The sequence below is a fragment of the Mixta theicola genome (assembly GCF_002895925.1).
GTDB lineage: Bacteria > Pseudomonadota > Gammaproteobacteria > Enterobacterales > Enterobacteriaceae > Mixta > Mixta theicola.
In genome coordinates this window covers 288504-310064 of record NZ_NWUO01000004.1, presented here as the reverse complement: position 1 = coordinate 310064, position 21561 = coordinate 288504, and the positions used below count along the sequence as shown (strand labels likewise).

The 21561-nt window shown below is 55.4% G+C and carries 20 protein-coding genes; 10 read left to right on the top strand and 10 right to left on the bottom strand.

Going from position 1 to position 21561, the window contains the following annotated elements; translation table 11 throughout:
• Nucleotides 1–736 precede the first annotated feature (736 nt).
• Entirely contained in the window at nucleotides 737–2056 is a 1320-nt protein-coding gene (tcuC, locus tag COO59_RS08115) for an MFS transporter (protein ID WP_103059296.1), read from the bottom strand.
• A gap of 318 nt (nucleotides 2057–2374) precedes the next feature.
• Here tcuC and COO59_RS08110 point away from each other — a divergent pair, with 318 nt between their 5' ends.
• Nucleotides 2375–3268 (top strand): SDR family oxidoreductase, encoded by an 894-nt coding sequence (locus tag COO59_RS08110; protein WP_103059295.1) that lies wholly within the window; start codon nucleotides 2375–2377, stop codon nucleotides 3266–3268.
• Between the two features lie 211 nt (nucleotides 3269–3479).
• Here COO59_RS08110 and exbD read toward each other — a convergent pair whose 3' ends face one another.
• Nucleotides 3480–3902, bottom strand: a complete 423-nt coding sequence (gene exbD / locus COO59_RS08105) for a TonB system transport protein ExbD (RefSeq protein ID WP_103059294.1) — start codon at nucleotides 3900–3902, stop codon at nucleotides 3480–3482.
• Nucleotides 3903–3907: 5 nt separating this feature from the next.
• A complete protein-coding gene (gene exbB / locus COO59_RS08100; RefSeq protein WP_103059293.1) occupies nucleotides 3908–4645 on the bottom strand; it encodes a tol-pal system-associated acyl-CoA thioesterase in 738 nt (245 codons plus the stop codon).
• A gap of 353 nt (nucleotides 4646–4998) precedes the next feature.
• Between exbB and COO59_RS08095 the strand changes: the two genes are divergently transcribed.
• From COO59_RS08095 to COO59_RS08075, 5 genes are all read left to right on the top strand, one after another.
• Nucleotides 4999–5976, top strand: coding sequence for a TRAP transporter substrate-binding protein (locus COO59_RS08095; protein WP_103059292.1), 978 nt, complete (start codon nucleotides 4999–5001; stop codon nucleotides 5974–5976).
• Between the two features lie 51 nt (nucleotides 5977–6027).
• Nucleotides 6028–6534: a TRAP transporter small permease gene (locus COO59_RS08090; RefSeq protein ID WP_103059291.1), complete on the top strand. Its 507-nt coding sequence runs from the start codon at nucleotides 6028–6030 to the stop codon at nucleotides 6532–6534.
• Between the two features lie 13 nt (nucleotides 6535–6547).
• The gene (locus COO59_RS08085; protein ID WP_103059290.1) at nucleotides 6548–7834 is read left to right on the top strand and encodes a TRAP transporter large permease; all 1287 of its coding nucleotides are present in this window, start codon (nucleotides 6548–6550) and stop codon (nucleotides 7832–7834) included.
• A gap of 211 nt (nucleotides 7835–8045) precedes the next feature.
• Complete coding sequence (gene metC / locus COO59_RS08080; protein ID WP_103059289.1) at nucleotides 8046–9239, top strand: cystathionine beta-lyase; 1194 nt, start codon at nucleotides 8046–8048, stop codon at nucleotides 9237–9239.
• A 125-nt stretch (nucleotides 9240–9364) separates the two neighbouring features.
• The gene (locus tag COO59_RS08075) at nucleotides 9365–10024 is read left to right on the top strand and encodes a DedA family protein (protein WP_103059288.1); all 660 of its coding nucleotides are present in this window, start codon (nucleotides 9365–9367) and stop codon (nucleotides 10022–10024) included.
• A 22-nt stretch (nucleotides 10025–10046) separates the two neighbouring features.
• Here the strand turns inward: COO59_RS08075 and COO59_RS08070 are convergent, their stop codons facing one another.
• Nucleotides 10047–10940: an AraC family transcriptional regulator gene (locus COO59_RS08070; RefSeq protein ID WP_103059287.1), complete on the bottom strand. Its 894-nt coding sequence runs from the start codon at nucleotides 10938–10940 to the stop codon at nucleotides 10047–10049.
• A gap of 200 nt (nucleotides 10941–11140) precedes the next feature.
• Between COO59_RS08070 and dkgA the strand changes: the two genes are divergently transcribed.
• Entirely contained in the window at nucleotides 11141–11965 is an 825-nt protein-coding gene (gene dkgA, locus COO59_RS08065; protein WP_103059286.1) for a 2,5-didehydrogluconate reductase DkgA, read from the top strand.
• Nucleotides 11966–12227: 262 nt separating this feature from the next.
• On the opposite strand, the gene ftsP is transcribed toward dkgA, so the two are convergent.
• The 3 genes from ftsP to parC form a co-directional block, all read right to left on the bottom strand.
• Nucleotides 12228–13655, bottom strand: coding sequence for a cell division protein FtsP (ftsP, locus tag COO59_RS08060; protein ID WP_103059285.1), 1428 nt, complete (start codon nucleotides 13653–13655; stop codon nucleotides 12228–12230).
• A 98-nt stretch (nucleotides 13656–13753) separates the two neighbouring features.
• Complete coding sequence (locus tag COO59_RS08055) at nucleotides 13754–14491, bottom strand: 1-acylglycerol-3-phosphate O-acyltransferase (protein WP_103059284.1); 738 nt, start codon at nucleotides 14489–14491, stop codon at nucleotides 13754–13756.
• Nucleotides 14492–14600: 109 nt separating this feature from the next.
• On the bottom strand, nucleotides 14601–16874 hold the full coding sequence (parC, locus tag COO59_RS08050; RefSeq protein ID WP_103059283.1) for a DNA topoisomerase IV subunit A: 2274 nt from the start codon (nucleotides 16872–16874) through the stop codon (nucleotides 14601–14603).
• Between the two features lies 1 nt (nucleotide 16875).
• On the opposite strand from parC, the gene COO59_RS21475 reads away from it, so the two are divergent.
• The 3 genes from COO59_RS21475 to COO59_RS08040 all read left to right on the top strand — a co-directional run bounded on the left by COO59_RS21475 (nucleotide 16876) and on the right by COO59_RS08040 (nucleotide 18100).
• A complete protein-coding gene (locus COO59_RS21475) occupies nucleotides 16876–17010 on the top strand; it encodes a hypothetical protein (protein WP_276308263.1) in 135 nt (44 codons plus the stop codon).
• Between the two features lie 138 nt (nucleotides 17011–17148).
• Nucleotides 17149–17730 (top strand): NAD(P)H-dependent oxidoreductase, encoded by a 582-nt coding sequence (locus tag COO59_RS08045; RefSeq protein WP_103059282.1) that lies wholly within the window; start codon nucleotides 17149–17151, stop codon nucleotides 17728–17730.
• 34 nt (nucleotides 17731–17764) lie between these two features.
• The gene (locus tag COO59_RS08040) at nucleotides 17765–18100 is read left to right on the top strand and encodes a putative quinol monooxygenase (protein WP_103059281.1); all 336 of its coding nucleotides are present in this window, start codon (nucleotides 17765–17767) and stop codon (nucleotides 18098–18100) included.
• 102 nt (nucleotides 18101–18202) lie between these two features.
• Here COO59_RS08040 and parE read toward each other — a convergent pair whose 3' ends face one another.
• The 3 genes from parE to cpdA are packed head-to-tail and all read right to left on the bottom strand — an operon-like array spanning nucleotide 18203 to nucleotide 21561.
• Complete coding sequence (parE, locus tag COO59_RS08035) at nucleotides 18203–20098, bottom strand: DNA topoisomerase IV subunit B (RefSeq protein WP_103059280.1); 1896 nt, start codon at nucleotides 20096–20098, stop codon at nucleotides 18203–18205.
• 51 nt (nucleotides 20099–20149) lie between these two features.
• Entirely contained in the window at nucleotides 20150–20731 is a 582-nt protein-coding gene (yqiA, locus tag COO59_RS08030) for an esterase YqiA (RefSeq protein ID WP_103059279.1), read from the bottom strand.
• Nucleotides 20732–20733: 2 nt separating this feature from the next.
• On the bottom strand, nucleotides 20734–21561 hold the full coding sequence (gene cpdA, locus COO59_RS08025; RefSeq protein ID WP_103059278.1) for a 3',5'-cyclic-AMP phosphodiesterase: 828 nt from the start codon (nucleotides 21559–21561) through the stop codon (nucleotides 20734–20736).

Here is a 21561-nt window from a genome sequence, read left to right as displayed (position 1 = left end):
CCCAATACTTATCGCCATCTCCATAAATAAAAGAGATTGTCGGGAACAATAAAATTATTCTTAGCCGGAACATCGCACTGCCCAACGCGGGGGTTGTTCAGCCTGAAGCATAAAACTCATAAGTATTACTTTTGTTTATTTTGGAGTTCAGGACGTTCGTTTTATACGCTCGTGACAGATCTTTGTTATTTCCCTGCTAAAACAAAGGTTATATAACGGCATCTTTTTTAGGGTTAACCGAGTCAGTATATTTTATAAAAAAGCGGCGTCCCTTAATTGCCACAAGAAAATAGCACTGATAAAGCTTTTCGGGTAGATGTTACAGCGCGAGATCTTCCGGCTGTCGCCTGAAAGGGCTGCCTAAGGCGTGGGCTGCGGCTTAAAGAGTGCGGGTACATCCGCTGTAGTAAAAGCTTAACCGTCTGGTTACCGCATTGCTGAGGCTTGCTATAGAGTAAAAATAACTAATATAAACAGCTTAAGCGCGAATAACTCCCAGGGGTTATATTGAAATTCATCAGGGGAGTAGCGAAAAGGAAAAGAGGAGAAACAAGGGCGCGCCAAAAACGGCAAGCCGGGATTTAAACAGAACGGCTCAATGTCTTATTAATTAATAACTCTTTTCCATTAAAAATATAAATCTGTGCGCTCTGCACTAAAGGCAGCACCTTTATTAACCACACAGAACATGCCGCCGGTTGGAAATTCAACCGACGGTGTGATTTTGGCATTCTGATTAGAGGGCGGTCGCGGCGATATGACCCTGACGCATTTGATACTGTTTCAGCAGGCGCTTGATAAGCAAGGTACCCAGCAGGCCGCATACCGCGGCGATGGTCAGCCAGACGCCAGGCATCGCCTTATCGCCGGTGGCATGAATAAGGTAGCTGGAGATCGCTGGCGTAAAGCCGCCAAACAGCGCGGTCGCCAGACTGTAGGCCAGCGAGAAGCCGCAGGCGCGCACTTCAGCGGGCATTACCTCGGCCAGGTAGACTACCATCGCGCCGTTATAGCTGGCATAAAGAAAAGAGAGCCACAGCTCCGCCTCCAGCAGATGGGTGAAGGAAGGCGATCCCACCAGCCAGCGCAATACCGGCCAGGCGGTCAGCATCATTAACAGCGTAAAGGTGATTAATAATGGACGACGGCCAACCCGATCGGAAAGCGCGCCCATCAGCGGCAGCCAGATCAGGTTAGACAGACCGATGCACAGCGTGACGAGAAAGCTTTGTTTGTCGCTCATCATTAGCACGGTTTTGCCAAAGGTTGGGGTAAAGGCGGTGATCATATAAAACATTACGGTGGTAGTAACCACCATCAGCATACCCGCCAGCACCAGCGCCCAGTTACTGGCGACCGTACGCATAATGGCGCGCATCGAGGGATGCTGCTTACGCTGGCTGAAGGCTTCGGTTTCTTCCATCATACGACGGATCCAGAACAGAAATGGCACAATCAGGCAGCCCGCCACAAACGGAATGCGCCAGCCCCATTCGGTAACCTGCTGCGGCGCTAACAGATGATTGAGCAGCAGGCCAAGCAGCGCAGCGAAAATCACCGCAACCTGTTGGCTACCGGACTGCCAGCTGACGTAAAAGCCTTTACGTCCTTTCGGCGCAACTTCACTGAGATAAACGGACACGCCGCCCAGCTCGACGCCAGCGGAAAAGCCCTGCAGTAAACGTCCCAACAGGATCAGCAGCGGCGCGGCGGCACCAAGCGTGGCGTAGCCCGGCACGCAGGCGATGGTTAGCGTGCCCAGCGCCATCAGACCCAGGGTTAGCAGCAGGCCTTTACGCCGTCCGTGATGATCGATATAGGCGCCTAAAACGATCGCTCCGAGCGGACGCATCAGGAATCCAGCACCGAACGTCATTAATGTCAGCATTAGCGAGGCGAATGGGTTATCACCCGGAAAGAATGTTTTGGCGATAGCGCTGGCATAATAGCCAAACACCATAAAATCATACATTTCGAGAAAATTGCCGCTGGTTACGCTAAAGATAGTTTTGACAGCGCTGCGGCGGGAACTTTGTAAATCTGTAACTGAATTCATACTGGCTTCCTTGTGTTTTTCCCCCTTTTAGCCCGATTCTTACCGGCATAACGTGATTCCCCTCACCATTTCAGTTTACAAAACCATCAGTTTAGTAACTATTAATTAACAATATAGAGAATGGCCTATTTTGCTCTGTAAAACGCGCTTTTTAATGGTGATTATTCATATTTACTAATATTTGTTCGCATTTTCCCGCTACGTTTTTTTTCAACCCAGACAGTGACTTGGCTGATATGAATAGTTACAGGCCTCGACAATGCGTGAGTTTCTCCTAGCCTTGATAGTGAATTTTCTTTAAATGCATCAGGAGGAAACATGGCAGACCAGAATAAAATGCAGAATCCTCTCACCCAGTATTACACCGGTGAATACCCGAAACAGCGTCAGCCCTCCCCAGGCATCCAGCAGGACATGCAGCCGGTGCCGGACTGCGGCGAAAAAAGCTATCGCGGCAGACAGCGTCTGGAAGGACGCAAGGCGCTGGTAACCGGCGCTGATTCCGGTATTGGCCGCGCTGCCGCTATTGCCTATGCGCGCGAAGGCGCCGATGTGGCCATCAACTATCTGCCCGCTGAACAGCGTGACGCGGAAGAAGTGGCCAACCATATCCGCGAGGCGGGCCGTAAAGTTGTATTAATCCCAGGCGACATCAGTGAAGAAACGTTTTGTAAGCAGCTGGTAGCCCAGGCACATAAAGACCTGGGCGGGCTGGATATTCTGGCGCTGGTGGCCGGTAAACAGGTGGCGGTTGAACAAATTGCCGAGCTAACAACCGAGCAGTTCCGTAAAACCTATGAGACCAATGTGTTCTCGCTGTTCTGGATCACTCAGGCGGCAATCCCACTGCTGCCGGAAGGCGCGTCGATTATTACTACCTCATCGATTCAGGCTTATCAGCCCAGCCCGCATCTGCTGGATTACTCTTCTACCAAGGCGGCTATTCTTGCCTATACGCGTGCGCTGGCGAAACAGGTAGCGGAGAAAGGCATTCGCGTTAACAGCGTGGCGCCAGGGCCAGTCTGGACTGCGCTGCAGATCTCAGGCGGCCAGACGCAGGAGAAACTGCCTGAGTTTGGTAAGCAGACGCCGATGAAGCGTGCCGGTCAGCCAGCTGAGCTGGCGGGCGTTTATGTTTATCTGGCATCGCAGGAATCAAGCTACGTCACGGCGGAAGTGCATGGCGTAACCGGTGGCGAACACCTGGGTTAACGTTTTATTAGTCAGCACACTGGGGTTTCGGCTCCAGCGTCGCCAGCCAGATACCAAATGCCGCAACGCTATCCGCTGCGGCATTTTTTTGCATACGAGGAAATAAATAGCTTGCGCGGCAGGCTTAACGCTTCAGGGATATTAACTCAGATTAATTGGCTAACCGGGGCGAGAAAAGAGTAAATTTACCGGGGCATAGCGCCCCGGCTGGTTATTTCTGAGCAGATTCCATGCCCATCAGGCCAATCTTCAGATAACCTGCACCGCGTAAGGCATCCATCGCGCCCATCAACGTTTCATAATCCACAGACTTATCCGCCTGGAAAAAGATGGTGGTATCTTTATTGCCTTCCGTCTGCGCATTCAGTACGTCGATCAGCTTATCTTTGGTTACCGCTTCGTTGCCGATATACATCTGCTTATCTTCTTTAATCGAAAGATAAACCGGTTTCTCCGGACGCGGCTGCGGCGCGCTGGTTGAGGCGGGTAAGTTAACCCTGACATCTACCGTGGCCAGCGGCGCGGCTACCATGAAAATAATCAGCAGCACCAACATCACGTCGATAAACGGCGTCACGTTGATCTCATGCATTTCGCCGTTACTGTCTAAGTCGTCATTTAACCGCATCGCCATAACGCTTAACCTACCCGCAGTTTATGTGCATTCTGTACCGGCTGCGCACCGCTGTTGCTGCGCGCCAGGTCAAGATCGCGGCTTTGCAGCAGCAGCACCTGCGCGGCCACATCGCCCAGGCCCGCTTTATAGCTGGCGATCATGCGCGCAAAGATATTATAGGACACCACCGCCGGGATCGCGGCAATCAGGCCGATGGCGGTCGCCAGCAGAGCTTCAGCGATGCCCGGCGCGACGACCGCCAGGTTGGTCGTCTGAGTTTGGGCGATGCCGATAAAGCTATTCATGATGCCCCATACCGTGCCGAACAGGCCGATAAAGGGAGCAACGGAACCGATAGTCGCCAGGAAGCCGTTGCCGCGACCGGCATAGCGGCTGATGGCCGCTACGCGACGTTCCAGACGGAAGCCGGTACGCTCTTTAATGCCTTCGTTATCGTCGGAACCCACCGAAAGCTCCAGCTCGTTCTGCGCTTCCTGCAGCAGCACAGCGCTCTGGCTACGCGCGTGAAAACTGTCGCTTAGCTCAGCGGCCTGACGCAGTGAACGCGCCTCCGCCAGCGTCTGCTGTTCCTGTTTCAAACGCCGACGCGCCGACGTCAGTTCGGTAAATTTGCCGAAGAAGATGGTCCAGGTGACAACGGACGCCAGAAGCAGCCCGATCATTACCGCTTTTACTACGATGTCCGCATGTTCATACATGCCCCAGACAGAGAGATCCGTCTGCATCAGTTCATTGGTCACCACGCTATTTCTCCAACCTTAAGATGAGTCATTCAAACAGTTCGGAATGATACCAAAACAAGGGCGAATTGATACTAGTTCTCATTACTATTTACAAAGATTTCTCGACCTTTCCCCATCAGCCGGGCGGGACGCCGGTATGATGTAAACGGTTAGTTTTTAAACTGTGACGCTGCGTATAAATTTATTAAAACATGGTTTTAATTATGTGATGCGATTCATCCAATTTATGCACGCCAATTTTCCACCCGCGCAATTTATCTATAGTGAATCAGCCCTGCTGGCATCTGACCTTTGCCCTTCCCTCTTTCAGACCAGAAACCGGGCCCCCTTTAGGCGCAGGAGATCGTCATATGAAAATGAAAAAACTGTTGCTGGCGTTGTCGCTGGCATCCACCGCGCTGTTTGCTTCCACCGTCGCCTCGGCAAAGGTGCTGAAAGTGGCGGAAGTCCAGCCTGCCGGTTATCCCACTGTCGTTGCACTTGAACATATGGGGGAAAAGCTGAAGCAGGCAACCGATGGTCGGCTGGAGATGCGGGTTTATGCTGGCGGCACGCTTGGCGATGAGGAGCAAACGCTACAGCAGGTGCAGATCGGCGCGGTGGATATGATTCGCGTCTCGCTGGCGCCGGTCTCCACTCTCGCGCCGGAAACCGGCGTGCTGACGTTGCCTTATATCTTCCGTGATGAAGCGCATATGCATCACGTGCTGGACGGCGAACCAGGCAAATCGATTATCGATAAGTTTGATAAAGATCCCAGGGCGCGCATGGTATTTCTCGGCTGGACCGACGCAGGCGTGCGCAACATGATCACTAAAAAGCCGGTGACAAAGCCGGACGATCTGAAAGGCATGAAAATTCGCGTACAGAACAGCGCTATTTCGCTGGCGACGCTGAAGGCGATGGGCGCGAATCCTGTCGCGATGGGCGTTAGCGAAGTGTTCAGCGCGATGCAAACCGGGGTGGTGGACGGTACGGAAAACAACCCGCCAACCTTTGTCGCCCACAATTATATGCCGGTGGCGAAGTATTACACCCTGACCGGGCACTTTATCCAGCCGGAAATGATCCTGTTCTCTAAACTTTCCTGGGACAAACTTTCAGCTGAGGATCAGGCGCTGCTACGCAAGCTGGGCAAAGAAGCCCAGGAAGATGAACGCAAGCTATGGGCTGAATATAACCAGCAATCGCTGGATAAAATGAAAGCGGGCGGCGTGACGTTCCAGCAGATCGATCGCGATTACTTTATGAAGGCGACGCAGCCGGTCCGCGATCAATACGGTAAAGAGTATCAGGATCTGATGCAGCAAATCGCTGCGGTGAAATAACCCTCTTCTGCGCCACGCCTCTTCGTGGCGCCGCTAATCAGGTAACGCACTATGTCTGCCTATTCACGTTTGATGGATGCGGTCTATCTGCTGTGTATGACGATCGCCGCAATGGCTTTGCTGATAATGGTGGCGGTGATCCCCATCGGCATTTTTGCTCGCTATGTGATGAACGATGCTCTCTCCTGGCCGGAGCCGGTCGCCATTGTCTGTATGATTATTTTTACCTTTATCGGCGCGCCGGTAGGTTTCCGGGCGGGAACCCATATCTGCGTATCGATGGTGACCGATCGTTTGTCGCCGCGCGGACAAAAAATAGCGGCGCTGATAAGCAATCTGCTGATGCTGGCCGCCTGCCTGATTATTTTCCAGGCAAGCTATGCGCTGTGCGAAGCGATGTGGTTCCAGCCGCAGGCCTCGCTGCCCGCCGTCACGTTTGGTCAGATGTATCTGCCTATTCCGGTCGGCGCGCTGCTGACTATTCTGTTTGTGATTGAACGCCTGCTGTACGGCGATCAGTCCGAGCGCCCGCTGGTCAGCCTCGGCGGCACCCACTGATTCGGAGCTTATGATGGACGCACTGATCCTGATTGGCAGTATGATGATCCTGTTGCTGATTGGCTTTCCGGTCGCTTTTGCCGTCGGCCTCAGCGCTTTTATCGGCGCCTGGTGGATCGATCTGCCGCTGGAGGCGGTGGTTATCCAGATTACCAACGGCGTTAATAAATTCTCGCTGCTGACTATCCCGTTTTTTATTCTGGCCGGGGCGATTATGGCCGAAGGCGGCATCGCCCGACGGCTGGTTAACTTCGCCTATATTTTTGTCGGCTTTATCCGCGGCGGGCTATCGCTGGTGAATATTGTCGCCTCGACCTTTTTCGGCGCGATTTCCGGTTCATCGGTGGCGGATACCGCCTCCATCGGCTCGGTGATGATCCCGCAAATGGCAGAGAAAGGCTATCCGCGCGATTTTGCCGCTGCGGTAACCGCCAGCGGATCGGTACAGGCGGTGCTGACGCCGCCCAGCCATAACTCGGTTATCTATTCGCTGGCTACCGGCGGCGTGGTAACCATCTCCTCGCTGTTTGTCGCCGGTATTTTTCCCGGCCTGCTGCTGGGGCTGTGCCTGATGGTGATGTGCCTTGGTTTTGCGCGCAAGCGCGGCTATCCGCGCGGTGAACGCATCCCCTTCCGTCAGGCGCTGAAGATCTTTTTTGACGCCTTCTGGGGCCTGTTTACCGTGGTGATTATCCTCGGCGGCATTCTCTCCGGTATTTTTACCGCCTCGGAGTCGGCGGCTATCGCCTGCCTGTGGGCCTTTTTCGTCACTATGTTTATCTACCGCGACTTTAAATGGAATCAGCTGCATATCCTGCTATTCCGCACTATTAAAACCGTCACCATCGTCATGGTGCTGATCGCTTTCGCCTCCGGCTTTGGTGCGGTAATGACCTTTATGCAGCTGCCGCAGCTTATCACCGAGTTTTTCACCAGCGTCTCCGATAATAAATATGTCATTTTGATGTGTATAAATCTTTTGCTGCTGGTGGTTGGCACGCTGATGGATATGGCGCCGATTATTCTGATCCTGACGCCGGTGCTGCTGCCGGTAACCACGGCGCTGGGCGTCGATCCGGTACACTTCGGCATGATCATGATGATCAATCTCGGTATCGGCCTGATTACGCCGCCGGTGGGCTCGGTGCTGTTTGTCGCCAGCGCGGTCGGCAAGCAGAAGATCGAGCTGGTTGTGAAGGCGATGCTGCCGTTTTACTGCCTGCTGTTTGTGGTGCTGCTGCTGATTACCTATGTCCCGGCTATTTCCCTGTGGCTGCCGCATGTTATGGGCGTGATGTAACCCTGGCCTCGTTTTTAGCGCAAAAGGCCGACTGCCGCAGCGATAAGAAGCGGCATCGCACGGCGGGCGACGGCGGAAAATTGCTCCGCCGCCGCCCGCCTTTTCGTCTCTATCTGGCCACTGTCTGATAGTGGCAAATCGCTCTCAACCCCGGCCGGCTAAACGTGGTAAGTTAACGCCTCACTACAGGTTAGGCAGGACCGCTTGCAGCATGTCGAAAAAAAATATTGAAACCACACTGATTAGCGCCGGAAGAAAACCACGTTACACCCAGGGCTCCGTTAATAGCGTTATTCAGCGCGCCTCTTCACTGGTATTTGCTACCGTTGCCGATAAAAAACGCGCCATCGCCGGGCGGGCGCAGGGCGAGCTGTTTTATGGCCGTCGCGGTACGCTGACGCATTTCTCCTTACAGGAAGCGATGTGCGAGCTGGAAGGCGGCGCGGGCTGCGCGCTTTATCCCTGCGGCGCGGCGGCGGTATCCAATGCGATTCTTGCGTTTGTCGAGGCGGGCGACGAGGTGCTGATGGCCGGTTCGGTCTATGAGCCCACTCAGGACTTCTGTAATAAGATCCTCGCTAAGCTTGGCGTGACCACGCGCTATTTCGATCACCTGGCGGGCGCTGAAATTGCCGATCTGGTGCAGCCCAATACCAAAGTCGTTTTTCTCGAATCCCCCGCGTCGATCACGATGGAAGTACAGGATGTGCCCGCTATCGTACAGGCGGTGCGCAGCAAAGCGCCTGAGGCGATTATTATCCTGGATAATACCTGGGCTGCCGGTTTGCTGTTTCGTCCGCTGGATCACGGCGTGGATATTTCTGTTCAGGCGGGCACCAAATATCTGGTGGGGCATTCTGATGCGATGATCGGTACCGCCGTCAGCAATGCGCGCTGCTGGGATCGCCTGCGTGAAAACTCATATCTGATGGGGCAAATGGTGGATGCTGATACCGCTTACGTCACCAGTCGCGGCCTGCGCACGCTGGCGGTACGTCTGCGTCAGCATGAGGAAAGTGCGCTGGCGGTAGCCAACTGGCTGGCGGCGCGTCCAGAAGTGGCGCGCATAAACCATCCGGCGCTGGCGCAGTGCCCCGGACATCAGGCCTGGAAGCGCGATTTTAGCGGCAGCAGCGGCCTGTTTTCCTTTGTGCTGACGCAAAAACTAAGCGATGAAAAGCTGGCACAATTTCTCGATGGTTTTCGCCACTTCAGCATGGCTTACTCCTGGGGCGGATTCGAGTCGCTGATTCTGGCCAGTCAACCGGAAGAGCTGGCGGCGATTCGCCCGGTTAACGGCGTGGATTTTAGCGGGACGCTGGTACGTTTGCATATTGGCCTGGAGCATATCAACGATTTGATTGACGATTTGGCCGCCGGTTTTGCGCGTATCGCCCAACCATAAGCGTTAAAAGTCACGCTAACCTTAAACAGACACTTAACGGGCTGCCCTCTGTTATTTCTCAGACAGGATGCAGGCGCCCCTTTGCAGTTACACTTAAGCGATTACCACAGTCAACGAGGAAGCACATGGGTGTGATACATGAGATTGTTCAGGCGCTATGGCATCAGGATTTTGCCGCGCTGGCCAATCCAGATGTGGTTTGGATCGTTTACGGCATTATGTTTCTTACGCTGTTTCTGGAGAATGGCCTGCTGCCCGCCTCTTTCCTGCCGGGCGATAGCCTGCTGCTGTTGGCGGGCGCGATGATTGCCAAAGGCGTGATGGACTTTATCCCCACGATGGTGATCCTGACCACCGCCGCCAGCCTCGGCTGCTGGCTGAGCTATCTGCAGGGCCGCTGGCTGGGCAATACCCGGCTGGTAAAAGGCTGGCTGATGCATCTGCCCGCGCAGTATCATCAGCGCGCCTGGCATCTGTTTAACCGCCACGGCCTGATGGCGCTGCTGGTGGGCCGTTTTCTGGCGTTTGTGCGCACGCTGCTGCCGACGATGGCCGGTATCTCCGGCCTGCAAAACGGGCGCTTTCAGCTGTTTAACTGGCTGAGCGGCCTGCTGTGGGTGACGATTATGACCGCCTTTGGCTACGGCATTAGCCAGGTGCCTTTTATTAAGCGCCATGAAGACCAGGTAATGGCGATTCTGATTATTTTACCCGTCGCCCTGCTGTTCCTGGGCCTGGCGGGCAGCGTTGCCCTTATCTGGAAAAAGCGCCGTCAGCGCGCCTGATTTTTTGCGGCAGGCGGGCCCGTTATCCCGCCAGCCGCATCCGTGTGATCTCTTCACCCGGCGTGACGCCGAAGTAGCGTTTAAACTCGCGCGAGAACTGCGAGGCGCTTTCATAACCCACCTTCATCGCCGCCGCGCTGGCCTTTAATCCCTCCTGCAGCATCATATTGCGCGCCTGATGCAGCCGATAGGTTTTCAGGTATTGCAGCGGCGAGGTGCTGGTTACCGCCTTAAAGTTATGATGAAACGCCGAGACGCTCATATTCACCTCCGCCGCCAGCAGCTCCACGCTAAGGCTATCGGTATAGCAGCTCTCAATGCGCCGCAGCGCCCGCGCTATCTGGCTGAACTGGGTGTGTCGGCTGACCAGCGACAGTAGCGCGCCGCCGCAGGGACCGGTCAGCACGTAATAAAGGATTTCCCGCACGATTTGCGGCCCAAGCACGCGCGCATCCCGGTCTTTGCGCATCACGTCCAGCAGCCGCTCGGTCGCACACAGCAGCTCTTCAGAGAGAAAGGCGGAGTGAATGCCCTGATTCAGCGGCCTGGGCTGGAAGCTTTCATCATTATTGAGTTCGATCAGCAGATCCTGCAGCTTTGGCATATCCACATGCAGCATCATGCCCGCCAGCGGGTTTTCCGGCGTCGCAAAGGTTTCGCATTCAAACGGCAGCGGGACGGTTAGCATCAGATATTTGCTGGCATCGTAGTTAAAGATAGCGGTGCCGATATAGCCCACTTTTTTGCCCTGAAACAGAATAATGATGCCGGGTCGGTACATTACCGGCGTGCGGCCCCAGGTTTGATCAGCATAAAGCAGCTGCACCTCTGGCAGTTCAGGCAAGGCGGCGCGTCCGGCTTTACGCAGCTGAATCACTTTTTGCGCCAGGGTGGCGCAGATCGCTTCCCGATCCATTTTTTCTACTCGCGTTGATTAACCCACCGGCAGTCTGCCCGCAGTCAGTAAAATTCTCCAGCCGTCTGGAGAAACAGGCAAGTTTCCTGCAGAAATAAGCATTAGGCTTTTCCATAATGACCACAGGCGGTTCAGCCGCCACAGTATATCTCGACTAGACTTAAGCGCTATCGGGTCCAATTAACCAGTAAGGAGAAGTTATGGCAGACCAACCGATTATTAAACTGCGTGACGGCAATATGATGCCGCAGCTGGGGCTGGGCGTCTGGCAGGCCAGCGTAGAGGAAGCGCGTAACGCGGCGCTGAAGGCGCTTGAAGTTGGCTATCGTTCGATCGATACCGCCGCCATTTATGAAAATGAGGAAGGAGTAGGTCAGGCGCTGCAGCAAACGGACGTGGCACGTGAGAATATCTTTGTGACCACCAAACTGTGGAATGAGGATCAGCTGAACTGGCAGCAGGCGATAGAAAGCAGCCTGAAAAAATTGCAGTTGGAGTATGTCGATCTTTACCTGATGCACTGGCCCTGCCCGGAAAAGGATAATTACGTTAAGGCCTGGCAAGGGATGATTGAGCTGCAGCAGCAGGGCCTGACGAAAAGCATCGGCGTCTGTAATTTCCAGGAGAAGCACCTGAAACGGTTAATTGATGAAACGGGCGTTACGCCGGTGATTAATCAGGTGGAGCTGCATCCGATGCTACAGCAGCGCGAGCTGCATGCCTGGAACGCCATGCACCAGATTCAAACTGAATCCTGGAGCCCGCTGGCGCAGGGCGGCAAAGGCGTTTTCGATCGGGATGTGATTAAGCAACTGGCGAAAAAATATGGCAAGACGCCGGCGCAGGTGGTGATCCGCTGGCATCTGGACAGCGGTTTGGTGGTGATCCCGAAATCCGTGACGCCATCGCGCATTGAAGAGAATTTCCACGTGTTTGATTTCCGGCTGGAGAAAACGGAGATCAGCGAAATCGCTAAGATGGATAGCGGTACGCGGCTGGGACCGCACCCGGATGAGCTGAACTAAGGGTTATTGATTTAGCGGCTGGTTCTGGTGGCAGTCGCGGTTGGTTCTGGCGCTTCCGCAGAGAGACCGGGCCGATCGTAAAGACGCAAACTACGTCATCCCTGACAGCTCGGCCCGCGCCGTCCATGGCGCGGGACGCTTTACTCTTCTGCCCGCTCTCCCTGCGTTTTAGCTTTAGCCATCGCTTTTAGTAGCGTCCGTTCACGCCTGGACTATTACCTCAATAGTTTTAAAAGACGGGCTGGATAAGCGCATCGCGCGCTTAGCCGCCCTGCCCCGGCTGCACCAGCAGCTGTCCCGCCGTACCGCGATCCGCCATCTCCAGCGTCTGGCTGTAATAAACAAACGGGAAATGCTCAGAGGAAGGCTGATTAAAGGCCACCAGCAGTTCCACTTCGCCATCAATCCAAACGGTATCTTTCCAGCCGCGATCTTCGCCAAACGGCTGCGCGCCGTTAACGCTTTTCACTAAAAAGGCCACGCCCTGAATATGAAACGCCTGCGGCGTATCGGCATGGACGATCCAGCGCTCGTAGCTGCCCTGCTGCGCCTGAATATCGATACGCGACATATCCCACAGCGCGCCGTTAATGCCCGGCTGCGCATCTCCCAGACGCAGCTCGCGCGTGCGGACCGGCGTGCCGTCGAGTAGCTGATCGGCCAGCAGGCGCATCGGCAGATTATCCGTCACCAGCGGCAGCAGGCCGGTAGGCCGCAACGTCAAAATCAGCGTGGAGATTAAAATGCTGGAGGGTTCAAACAGGCCGCGCAGGCGATCCATAATGCCCGCCGCCACGCCTGCGGTAATCGAAACCTCTTCGCCCTGCGACATATCCAGCAGCACTTCGCGCCGCTCGCCAGGTGCCAGCGAAAGCTGTTGTACCGCCACCGGCGCGGGCAAAAAGCCCTGATCGCTGGCAATCACGTGGAAAGGACGATTATCGCTGAGGATCATTTCATAACGTCGGGCGTTAGAAGCGTTCAGCAACCGCAGGCGCACCCAGCCGCGTGACACCTCAACAAACGGATTCCGCACGCCGTTGACCAGCAGCGTATCGCCTATCAATCCGCCGTTTTCAGGAGGGTTATAAACCGGCGCGCCAAAATTATCGAGGCGTTTGTCCTGAATAATCAGCGGAAAATCATCAACGCCGTAGTGTTTGGGGATCGGGAGCGATTTACTCACCTCATCCTCGATCAGCCACAGGCCCGCCAGACCGTTATAGACGTGCTGCGCCATGCGATTCGGCGTGCTGGCATGATACCAGCAGGTTGCGGCGCGCTGGCGTACCGGCAGTACCGGTGCCCAGTCCACGCCCGGCGACATCATCCGCGACGCTCCGCCGCTCAGCGCGCCCGGCACCTGCAGGCCGCCGACGCTCATCGCCACCGGCTCATTCAGCCGGTTATTGTAAATCAGCTTAACGTCATCGCCGCTCCAGACGCGCACCGTCGGCCCCAGATAGAGCCCGTTGATGCCCCATACCGGCACTTTGTTATTGTCGCCGGAAAAAGACCAGTGGCTGCGCTGCGCCGTAAGAAACAGCGGCTGCCCTCGGCGTGATTCCAGCAATGGCGGGATCGGTAATGGCGTTTCACCGCCTGCCGCCGCCTGTGCGTTAATCGGCAGTGCGCCCGCGCACAGGGCTATGCCCGAAGCCTGTATAAATTGACGTCGACTGAAAGACATAACGACTCCATAGCGGTGCGCGCGGCGCCAGGCTGACGCGGTCCGTTTTTATTGTTGTTCAGAGATTGCTGTGGGGCCACGGCTGTGGCCCGTATGAATTATACCTTGCCGTTGGCTTCCCGCTCGGCGACTTCAGCATCCAGCTCGTTAAGTTTAGCCTGCATCAGCTCACGACAGTGCGTAGCCAGCTTACGCACCGATTCTTTCTCAAAGGCGGCCACGTCTACCGGCGGCAGCATTTCGATAATCACCAGGCCGTTTTTCCAGCGGTTGAGCTTGATTTTATTGTGCGTCGTAGAGACGACGATCGGGATAATCGGCACGCCTGCGGCGACAGCGGCATGGAAAGCGCCGGTTTTAAACGGCAGCAGACCGCGTCCACGGCTGCGGGTCCCTTCCGGAAACATCCAGAAAGAGATGCGCTTTCTTTTAAACTCATCCACCACTTTACCAATGGTGGTGTGCGCCTTAGAGCGATTATCGCGGTCGATCAGCAGATTACCCGTCAGCCAGTAGAGCAGGCCGAAGAAAGGGACCCACAGCAGGCTTTTTTTACCCACCGTGACCGTTGACGGCTGCACGATGTTCGACGCAGTAATCATGTCGTAGTTGTTCTGGTGGTTGGCAATGTAGATCGCATTGCCGTAATTTTCAGCCCCTTCAGGCTTACGCATCTCAACCTTAACGCCAAACAGCGGCGCCAGTGAGCCAAACAGATGGCCAAACGTGGCGACATGACGTGGATTACGCGGCGAAAACAGGCACCAGATGCAGCCAAATACACAAACCAGAATTGAATAAATAATAACCAAAAAGACACGTAAAATTAGCAGCATAACGACCTCATTGTGGCTTCCGCCTAAGTATACCGGCTTTATATGAAAACACACCGGTATTGCACCGGAGCCGCACGGTAACGGGCGTCGCTCCGGATCCCCTGTGCTATCAGGCTTCGCTATCGTCAGAAACAGCGCGGGCTGGCGCATCCACCTCAACGCGGTCGATACGCTGCAGGCCACGCGGCAGCAGCGTGCCGCGCCGTCCGCGCTCGGCACGGAATTTCTGTAGCTCTTCCGGACGCAGCGTCAGCTTACGTTTGCCCACATACAGCGTGATCGCGCTGCCCGGCGGCAGCAGATACAGCCAGGCAAGACGGTCTTCGCCGCTGCTGGCCTGCGCCGACGGAATGGAAATAATCTTGTTCCCCTTGCCTTTCGACAGCTGCGGCAGATCGCCCACCGGGAACATCAGCATTCGGCCCGCCGCGGTAATCGCCAGCAGCATGTCGTCATCGCTATAAATCGCCATCGGCGTCATTACCCTGGCGTTTTCCGGCAGCGTAAGCAGCGCTTTACCGGCGCGGTTGCGCGATACCAGATCGGCAAAGGTGCAGACAAAACCGTAGCCCGCATCAGACGCCATCAGCAGGCGCTGATCTTCCGCCTCCATCAGCACCTGTTCCATCACCGCGCCCGGCGGCGGCGTGAGCTTGCCGGTTAGCGGCTCGCCCTGGCTGCGCGCTGAAGGCAGCGTGGAAGGATCCAGCGTATAGCTGCGGCCGGTCGAATCGACAAAGGCGACCGGCTGATTGCTTTTTCCACGGGCGGCGGCCAGATAGCTATCGCCAGCCTTGTAGCTTAATCCGGCAGGATCGATGTCATGTCCTTTAGCGCTGCGCACCCAGCCCATTTGCGACAGAACAACCGTCACCGGCTCTGAAGGCACCAGCTCGTTTTCACTGATTGCTTTCGCCTCTTCGCGTTCGTGCAGCGGCGAACGGCGTTCATCGCCATAGGCTTCGCTATCCTCCTGCAGCTCTTTCTTCAGCAGCGTATTCATTCGACGCTCTGAAGCCAGCGTGGCCTGCAGCCGATCGCGCTCTTTTTCCAGCTCGTTCTGCTCGCCGCGAATTTTCATCTCTTCCAGCTTCGCCAGATGGCGCAGCTTTAATTCAAGGATCGCTTCCGCCTGGGTTTCACTGATGTCGAAACGCGACATCAGCACCGGCTTCGGCTGATCTTCGCTGCGGATAATCTCGATCACTTCATCGATATTGAGGAAAGCGACCAGCAGACCTGCAAGAATATGCAGACGCTTCAAGACTTTATCGAGACGATACTGCAGACGACGGCGTACCGTATCGCGACGGAACACCAGCCATTCGCTGAGGATCTCCAGCAGGTTTTTCACCGCCGGGCGGTTATCCAGCCCGATCATGTTCAGGTTAATGCGGTAGCTTTTTTCCAGATCGGTGGTGGCGAACAGATGGTTCATTACCTGATCGAGATCGACGCGGTTTGAACGCGGCACCAGCACCAGACGCGTTGGGTTCTCGTGATCGGATTCATCACGCAGATCTTCAACCATCGGCAGCTTTTTATTGCGCATCTGCGCGGCGATCTGCTCCAGCACGCGCGCGCCGGAAACCTGATGCGGCAGCGCGGTGATCACCACTTCGCCATCTTCTTTTTTCCATACCGCCCGCTGGCGTACCGATCCGCGACCGTTTTGGTAGATCTTACGGATCTCGGCGCGCGGCGTGATAATCTCCGCTTCGGTCGGGAAATCCGGCCCCTGCACAATATCCAGCAGATCGTCCAGGCTGGTCTGTGGATTATCAATCAGCGCCATGGTCGCCTGCGCCACTTCACGCAGGTTATGCGGCGGAATATCGGTCGCCATACCTACGGCGATGCCGGTCGTGCCGTTCAGCAAAATATTCGGCAGGCGCGCCGGCAGCATTTTCGGCTCGTTTAACGTGCCGTCAAAGTTAGGTACGAAATCAACCGTGCCCTGCCCCAGCTCGCCCAGCAACACTTCGGCGTAGCGCGAAAGGCGTGATTCGGTATAACGCATGGCGGCGAAGGATTTCGGATCGTCCGGCGCGCCCCAGTTCCCCTGCCCGTCCACCAGTGGATAGCGATAGGAGAACGGCTGCGCCATTAATACCATCGCTTCGTAGCAGGCGCTGTCGCCGTGCGGATGGTATTTACCCAGCACATCACCCACGGTACGCGCCGATTTTTTGAATTTTGCGCTGGCGTTCAGGCCCAGCTCCGACATCGCATAGACGATACGGCGCTGCACCGGCTTCAGGCCATCGCCAATATAGGGAAGCGCCCTGTCCATGATGACGTACATGGAATAGTTCAGGTACGCATTCTCAGTAAATTTATGCAGGGCAAGACGCTCTGCACCATCCTGCGTCAAGTCACTCATTATGATTCCTCACGTTGCGGCGGGCGTCAGCGCGCCGCGTGGCGATCTGTTTGGCGAGGATAGTACCTTATCTGATGCGGCGATGTCACAGTTTAGTCACGGTTGCGGCGGCGCATTATCGACGGTGAGCGGCTGACGGGATTCAACTATTTTCTTTCATATTTTTTGCTGATTATTGCGCTGAGCGCAAAAGTGTTATGTTCAAACGTACATTTTTCTTTACCTGTGGCGCACGTAAACTGGCTTCATAATTTTCAACGGAGCGACAAAAATAATGAGCAAGATTTTAATAGTTGATGCGGGTAAACAATTTGCCCACTCGAAAGGTGAACTGAACCACACGATGACCGAAGTGGCAGCAGCCTTTTTACGCGATGGAGGCCACGAGGTACAGGTTACGCGTATTGATGACGGCTACGATATTCAGCAGGAAGTGCAGAAGTATCTTGATCATGACGTGGTGATTTATCAGATGCCGGGCTGGTGGATGGGCGAGCCGTGGATCCTGAAAAAATATATTGATGAAGTGTTTACCGAAGGTCACGGTTCGCTGTACGCCAGCGATGGCCGTACCCGCGCTGACGCCAGCAAGAAATATGGTTCCGGCGGTCTGCTGCAAGGCAAGAAATATATGCTGTCGTTGACCTGGAACGCGCCGTTAGAAGCCTTTACCGATCCGCAGCAGTTCTTTGAAGGCGTGGGCGTGGACGGGCTTTATCTCCATTTCCATAAGGCTAACCAGTTTCTGGGTATGGAAGGTCTGCCTACCTTTATCTGTAATGACGTAATTAAACAGCCTGACGTACCGCGTGATATTGAACGCTACCGTGAGCACCTGGCCAGAATCTTTGCTTAACTTAAAGCTCTGAAACTTTTGCCGGGAATCTATTATGCTGACAGTTGTAGCTGAAATTTGCGTTAAGCCTGGCCGCCGTGAGGCGGTGCTGGCAGCCATTCACCATCTGACACCGATCGTTTTAGAGGAAGAAGGCTGTCGCAAATATCAGGCGCTGGTCGATCATCAGGCACAGGTGCCGTGGAAGCAGAATCTGCCCAACTCCATTTTTATGCTGGAATACTGGACGTCGCTGCGCCATCTGGAACAGCATCAGCAGCAGCCGCATATGGAAGCCCATCGCGAACGTATTAAAGATGATGTGCTGGATGTGAAGATCTTTGTGATGGAACAACCGGCGGACGCCGTGCCAGATTCCGCTGTACTGTAAGCGTGATATAAATAGCGGCACCTAAATTAAAACCGCCCGGCCATCGTCAGATGCCCAGGCGGTTTTTTATCGCCGATTGGCGGCGCAAAAGCAGCGTGAGGTTTACACCTCGATCTCTGCCTTATCACCTTTTTCCTGTAGCCAGTTACGGCGATCTTCAGAACGCTTTTTAGCCAGCAGCATATCCATCATCGCCAGCGTCTGTTCAATGTTCTCTTCATCTATAGTGAGCTGAACCAGGCGACGCGTATTCGGATCAAGCGTCGTTTCGCGCAGCTGCATTGGGTTCATCTCGCCCAATCCTTTAAAACGCTGAACGTTCGGCTTGCCTTTTTTACGCTTCAGCTGCTCCAGCACGCCATCTTTCTCTTCCTCATCCAGCGCGTACCACACTTCTTTACCCAAATCGATGCGGTAAAGCGGCGGCATCGCCACATAAACGTGGCCGCCTTTTACCAGCGAGCGGAAGTGTTTAACAAACAGCGCGCACAGCAGCGTGGCGATATGCAGGCCGTCCGAATCCGCATCCGCCAGGATACAGATCTTGCCGTAGCGCAGCTGGCTGAGATCTTCGCTGTCCGGGTCGATCCCGATGGCGACGGAAATATCATGCACTTCCTGGGAGGCCAGCACTTCGTCCGACGAGACTTCCCAGGTATTCAGGATCTTACCTTTCAGCGGCATAATCGCCTGATATTCGCGGTCGCGCGCCTGCTTGGCGGATCCGCCTGCGGAATCCCCCTCCACCAGAAACAGCTCGGTTTTGCTCAGATCCTGGGTGGTACAATCGGCCAGCTTGCCGGGCAGCGCCGGACCGCTGGTGAGCTTTTTACGCACCACTTTTTTGGCCGCGCGCATACGGCGCTGAGCGCTGGAGATAGCCAGTTCCGCCAGCTGTTCTGCCGCCTGCACGTTCTGGTTAAGCCACAGGCTGAAGGCATCCTTGACGACGCCGGAAACAAACGCCGCGCACTGGCGTGAAGAGAGACGCTCTTTAGTCTGGCCGGCAAACTGCGGGTCCTGCATTTTTACCGACAGGACGTAAGCGCAGCGATCCCAAATATCTTCCGCCGACAGCTTAACGCCGCGCGGCAGAATATTGCGGTATTCGCAAAAATCGCGCATCGCATCCAGCAGGCCCTGACGCAGACCGTTAACGTGCGTGCCGCCCTGCATGGTCGGGATCAGGTTGACGTAGCTTTCCGTCAGCAGCTCGCCGCCTTCCGGCAGCCACAGCAGCGCCCAATCCACCGCTTCGACGTCGCCCGCGAAACTGCCGACAAACGGCGTTTCCGGCAGCGTGATCAGGCCGTTTACCGCCTCGCTCAGATAATCGGTGAGGCCATCCAGATAGCGCCAGCTCTGCTCGGTGTTATTGACTTTATCTTTGAAAACGATCTCAACGCCGGGGCAAAGTACCGCTTTCGCCTTCAGCAGATGCGACAGGCGTGTAACGGAGAAGCGCGGACTGTCGAAGAAGCTGCCGTCCGGCCAGAAACGCACGCGTGTGCCGGTATTGCGTTTGGCGACCGTACCGGTAACGGACAGATCCTGCACTTTATCGCCGTTTTCAAAGGCCATATCGTACACTTCGCCGTTACGTCGTACCGTGACTTCCACGCGTTTTGACAGGGCGTTAACCACTGAAATACCGACGCCGTGCAGACCGCCGGAAAACTGATAGTTTTTGTTGGAAAATTTGCCGCCGGCATGAAGGCGGCAGAAGATCAGCTCAACCGCCGGAACGCCCTCTTCCGGGTGAATATCGACCGGCATACCGCGCCCGTCATCGATCACTTCCAGTGACTGATCGGCGTGTAGAATCACTTCCACGCGTTTTGCATGGCCGGCCAACGCTTCATCAACACTGTTATCGATAACCTCCTGTCCCAGGTGGTTAGGGCGCGAGGTATCGGTGTACATTCCCGGACGACGACGAACGGGTTCGAGGCCGCTGAGCACCTCAATGTCTTTAGCGTTATAGCTGGATTGAGTCATCGTATCGTTCTGAATTGGTGGGTGAAAAAAGAGTTATACGATCCCGCGGCATCAGGCGCGATTCAGACCGATAAAGTCAAGAATCGAAGGGAAAAAGCGTTCGAATCCGGTGAAAGCGTGATTGCCGCCCTCTTCGACCGTCTGGCGACAGGCCTGGTAGTAATCCAGTGCCTGACGATAATCGAGCACCTCATCACCCGTCTGCTGCAGTAGCCAAAGCAAATCCGGCGACACAAGCGGGTCAATCTGCATGACCTTCAGATCGTAAATGTGGCGAGACTCTAACACATATTTTTGGCCGGTGTATGGATTCTCGTTGGCGCCAAGATAATTGAGCAACAGGTCGAAAGGACGTACCGCCGGGTTGATAACCACCGCCGGTAGCGTAAAGCACTGCGACAGCCAGGTGGCGTAATAGCCGCCGAGCGATGAGCCCACAATGCCCAGCGGTTCGCCGGCGCGCGCCATTACGAGCTCCTCCAGCATTTGCGCCGCCTCGCCCGGAAAGGCAGGCAGCTGCGGCACCAGCATCGTTACGTCCGGATGATGCGTCGTCAGCCAGCGCTGCAGCAGTGTCGCCTTCGCCGAAGCGGGAGAGCTGTTGAAACCGTGCAGATAGAGCAGCGTCGCCATACTCAGTAACCTTCGGAATCAAGATTGGGCGTAAAAGCGCGCGTTGAGAGACGCTGAACCTGCGTTTGCACCGCGCCGCTGTCGTCCAGCTCCAGCCAGCGCCAGCCCGGCGCGACGGCATCAATCGTAAAGTTGGTGCAGTGCGGCTTGAACTGAACGCAGGTTGAAGGCGTGGCTAATAAACGTCGTCCATGCCAGTCCACATCCATTTCCTGATGAATATGGCCGCAAATAAGCGTTTTCGCCTGCGGGTAAGACTGAAGCACGGCGTCAAGCGCATGCGAATTGCGCAGGCTATGCTGATCCAGCCAGGAACAGCCCGACGGCAGCGGATGATGATGCAGCAGTACCAGCGTATGACGTTCGGCGCTCTGCGCCAGGGTTTTTTCCAGCCAGTCGAGCTGATAGTCGCTAAGCATCCCGTGCGGCACGCCCGCGACCTGGCTGTCGAGCAGCACCAGCTGCCAGCGTTCGCCCAACAATACCTGTTTCGCCTCAGCAATGCCTGACTGCGCCAGCGTGTCGTACATGGTGGGCTGAAAATCGTGATTGCCCGGCAGCCAGACGCAGGGCGCCGGCAGACGCGCAATACCCTCAGCAAAGTGCTGATAGGCTTCAGGCGAGTGGTCCTGCGCCAGATCGCCGGTGGCGATAATCAGGTCGATCGGCCGCTGCTCAGCCTCGATGGCTTCCAGCACCGCATTAAAACTGGCCCAGGTATTAACGCCCAGCAGCGTTTCGTGTCTGCCTGAAAAAAGGTGGGTATCCGTGATTTGTAATATCCTGATATTGGCCCCACTCACCACAGGAAGTTTTAGCAGGCTATCCAA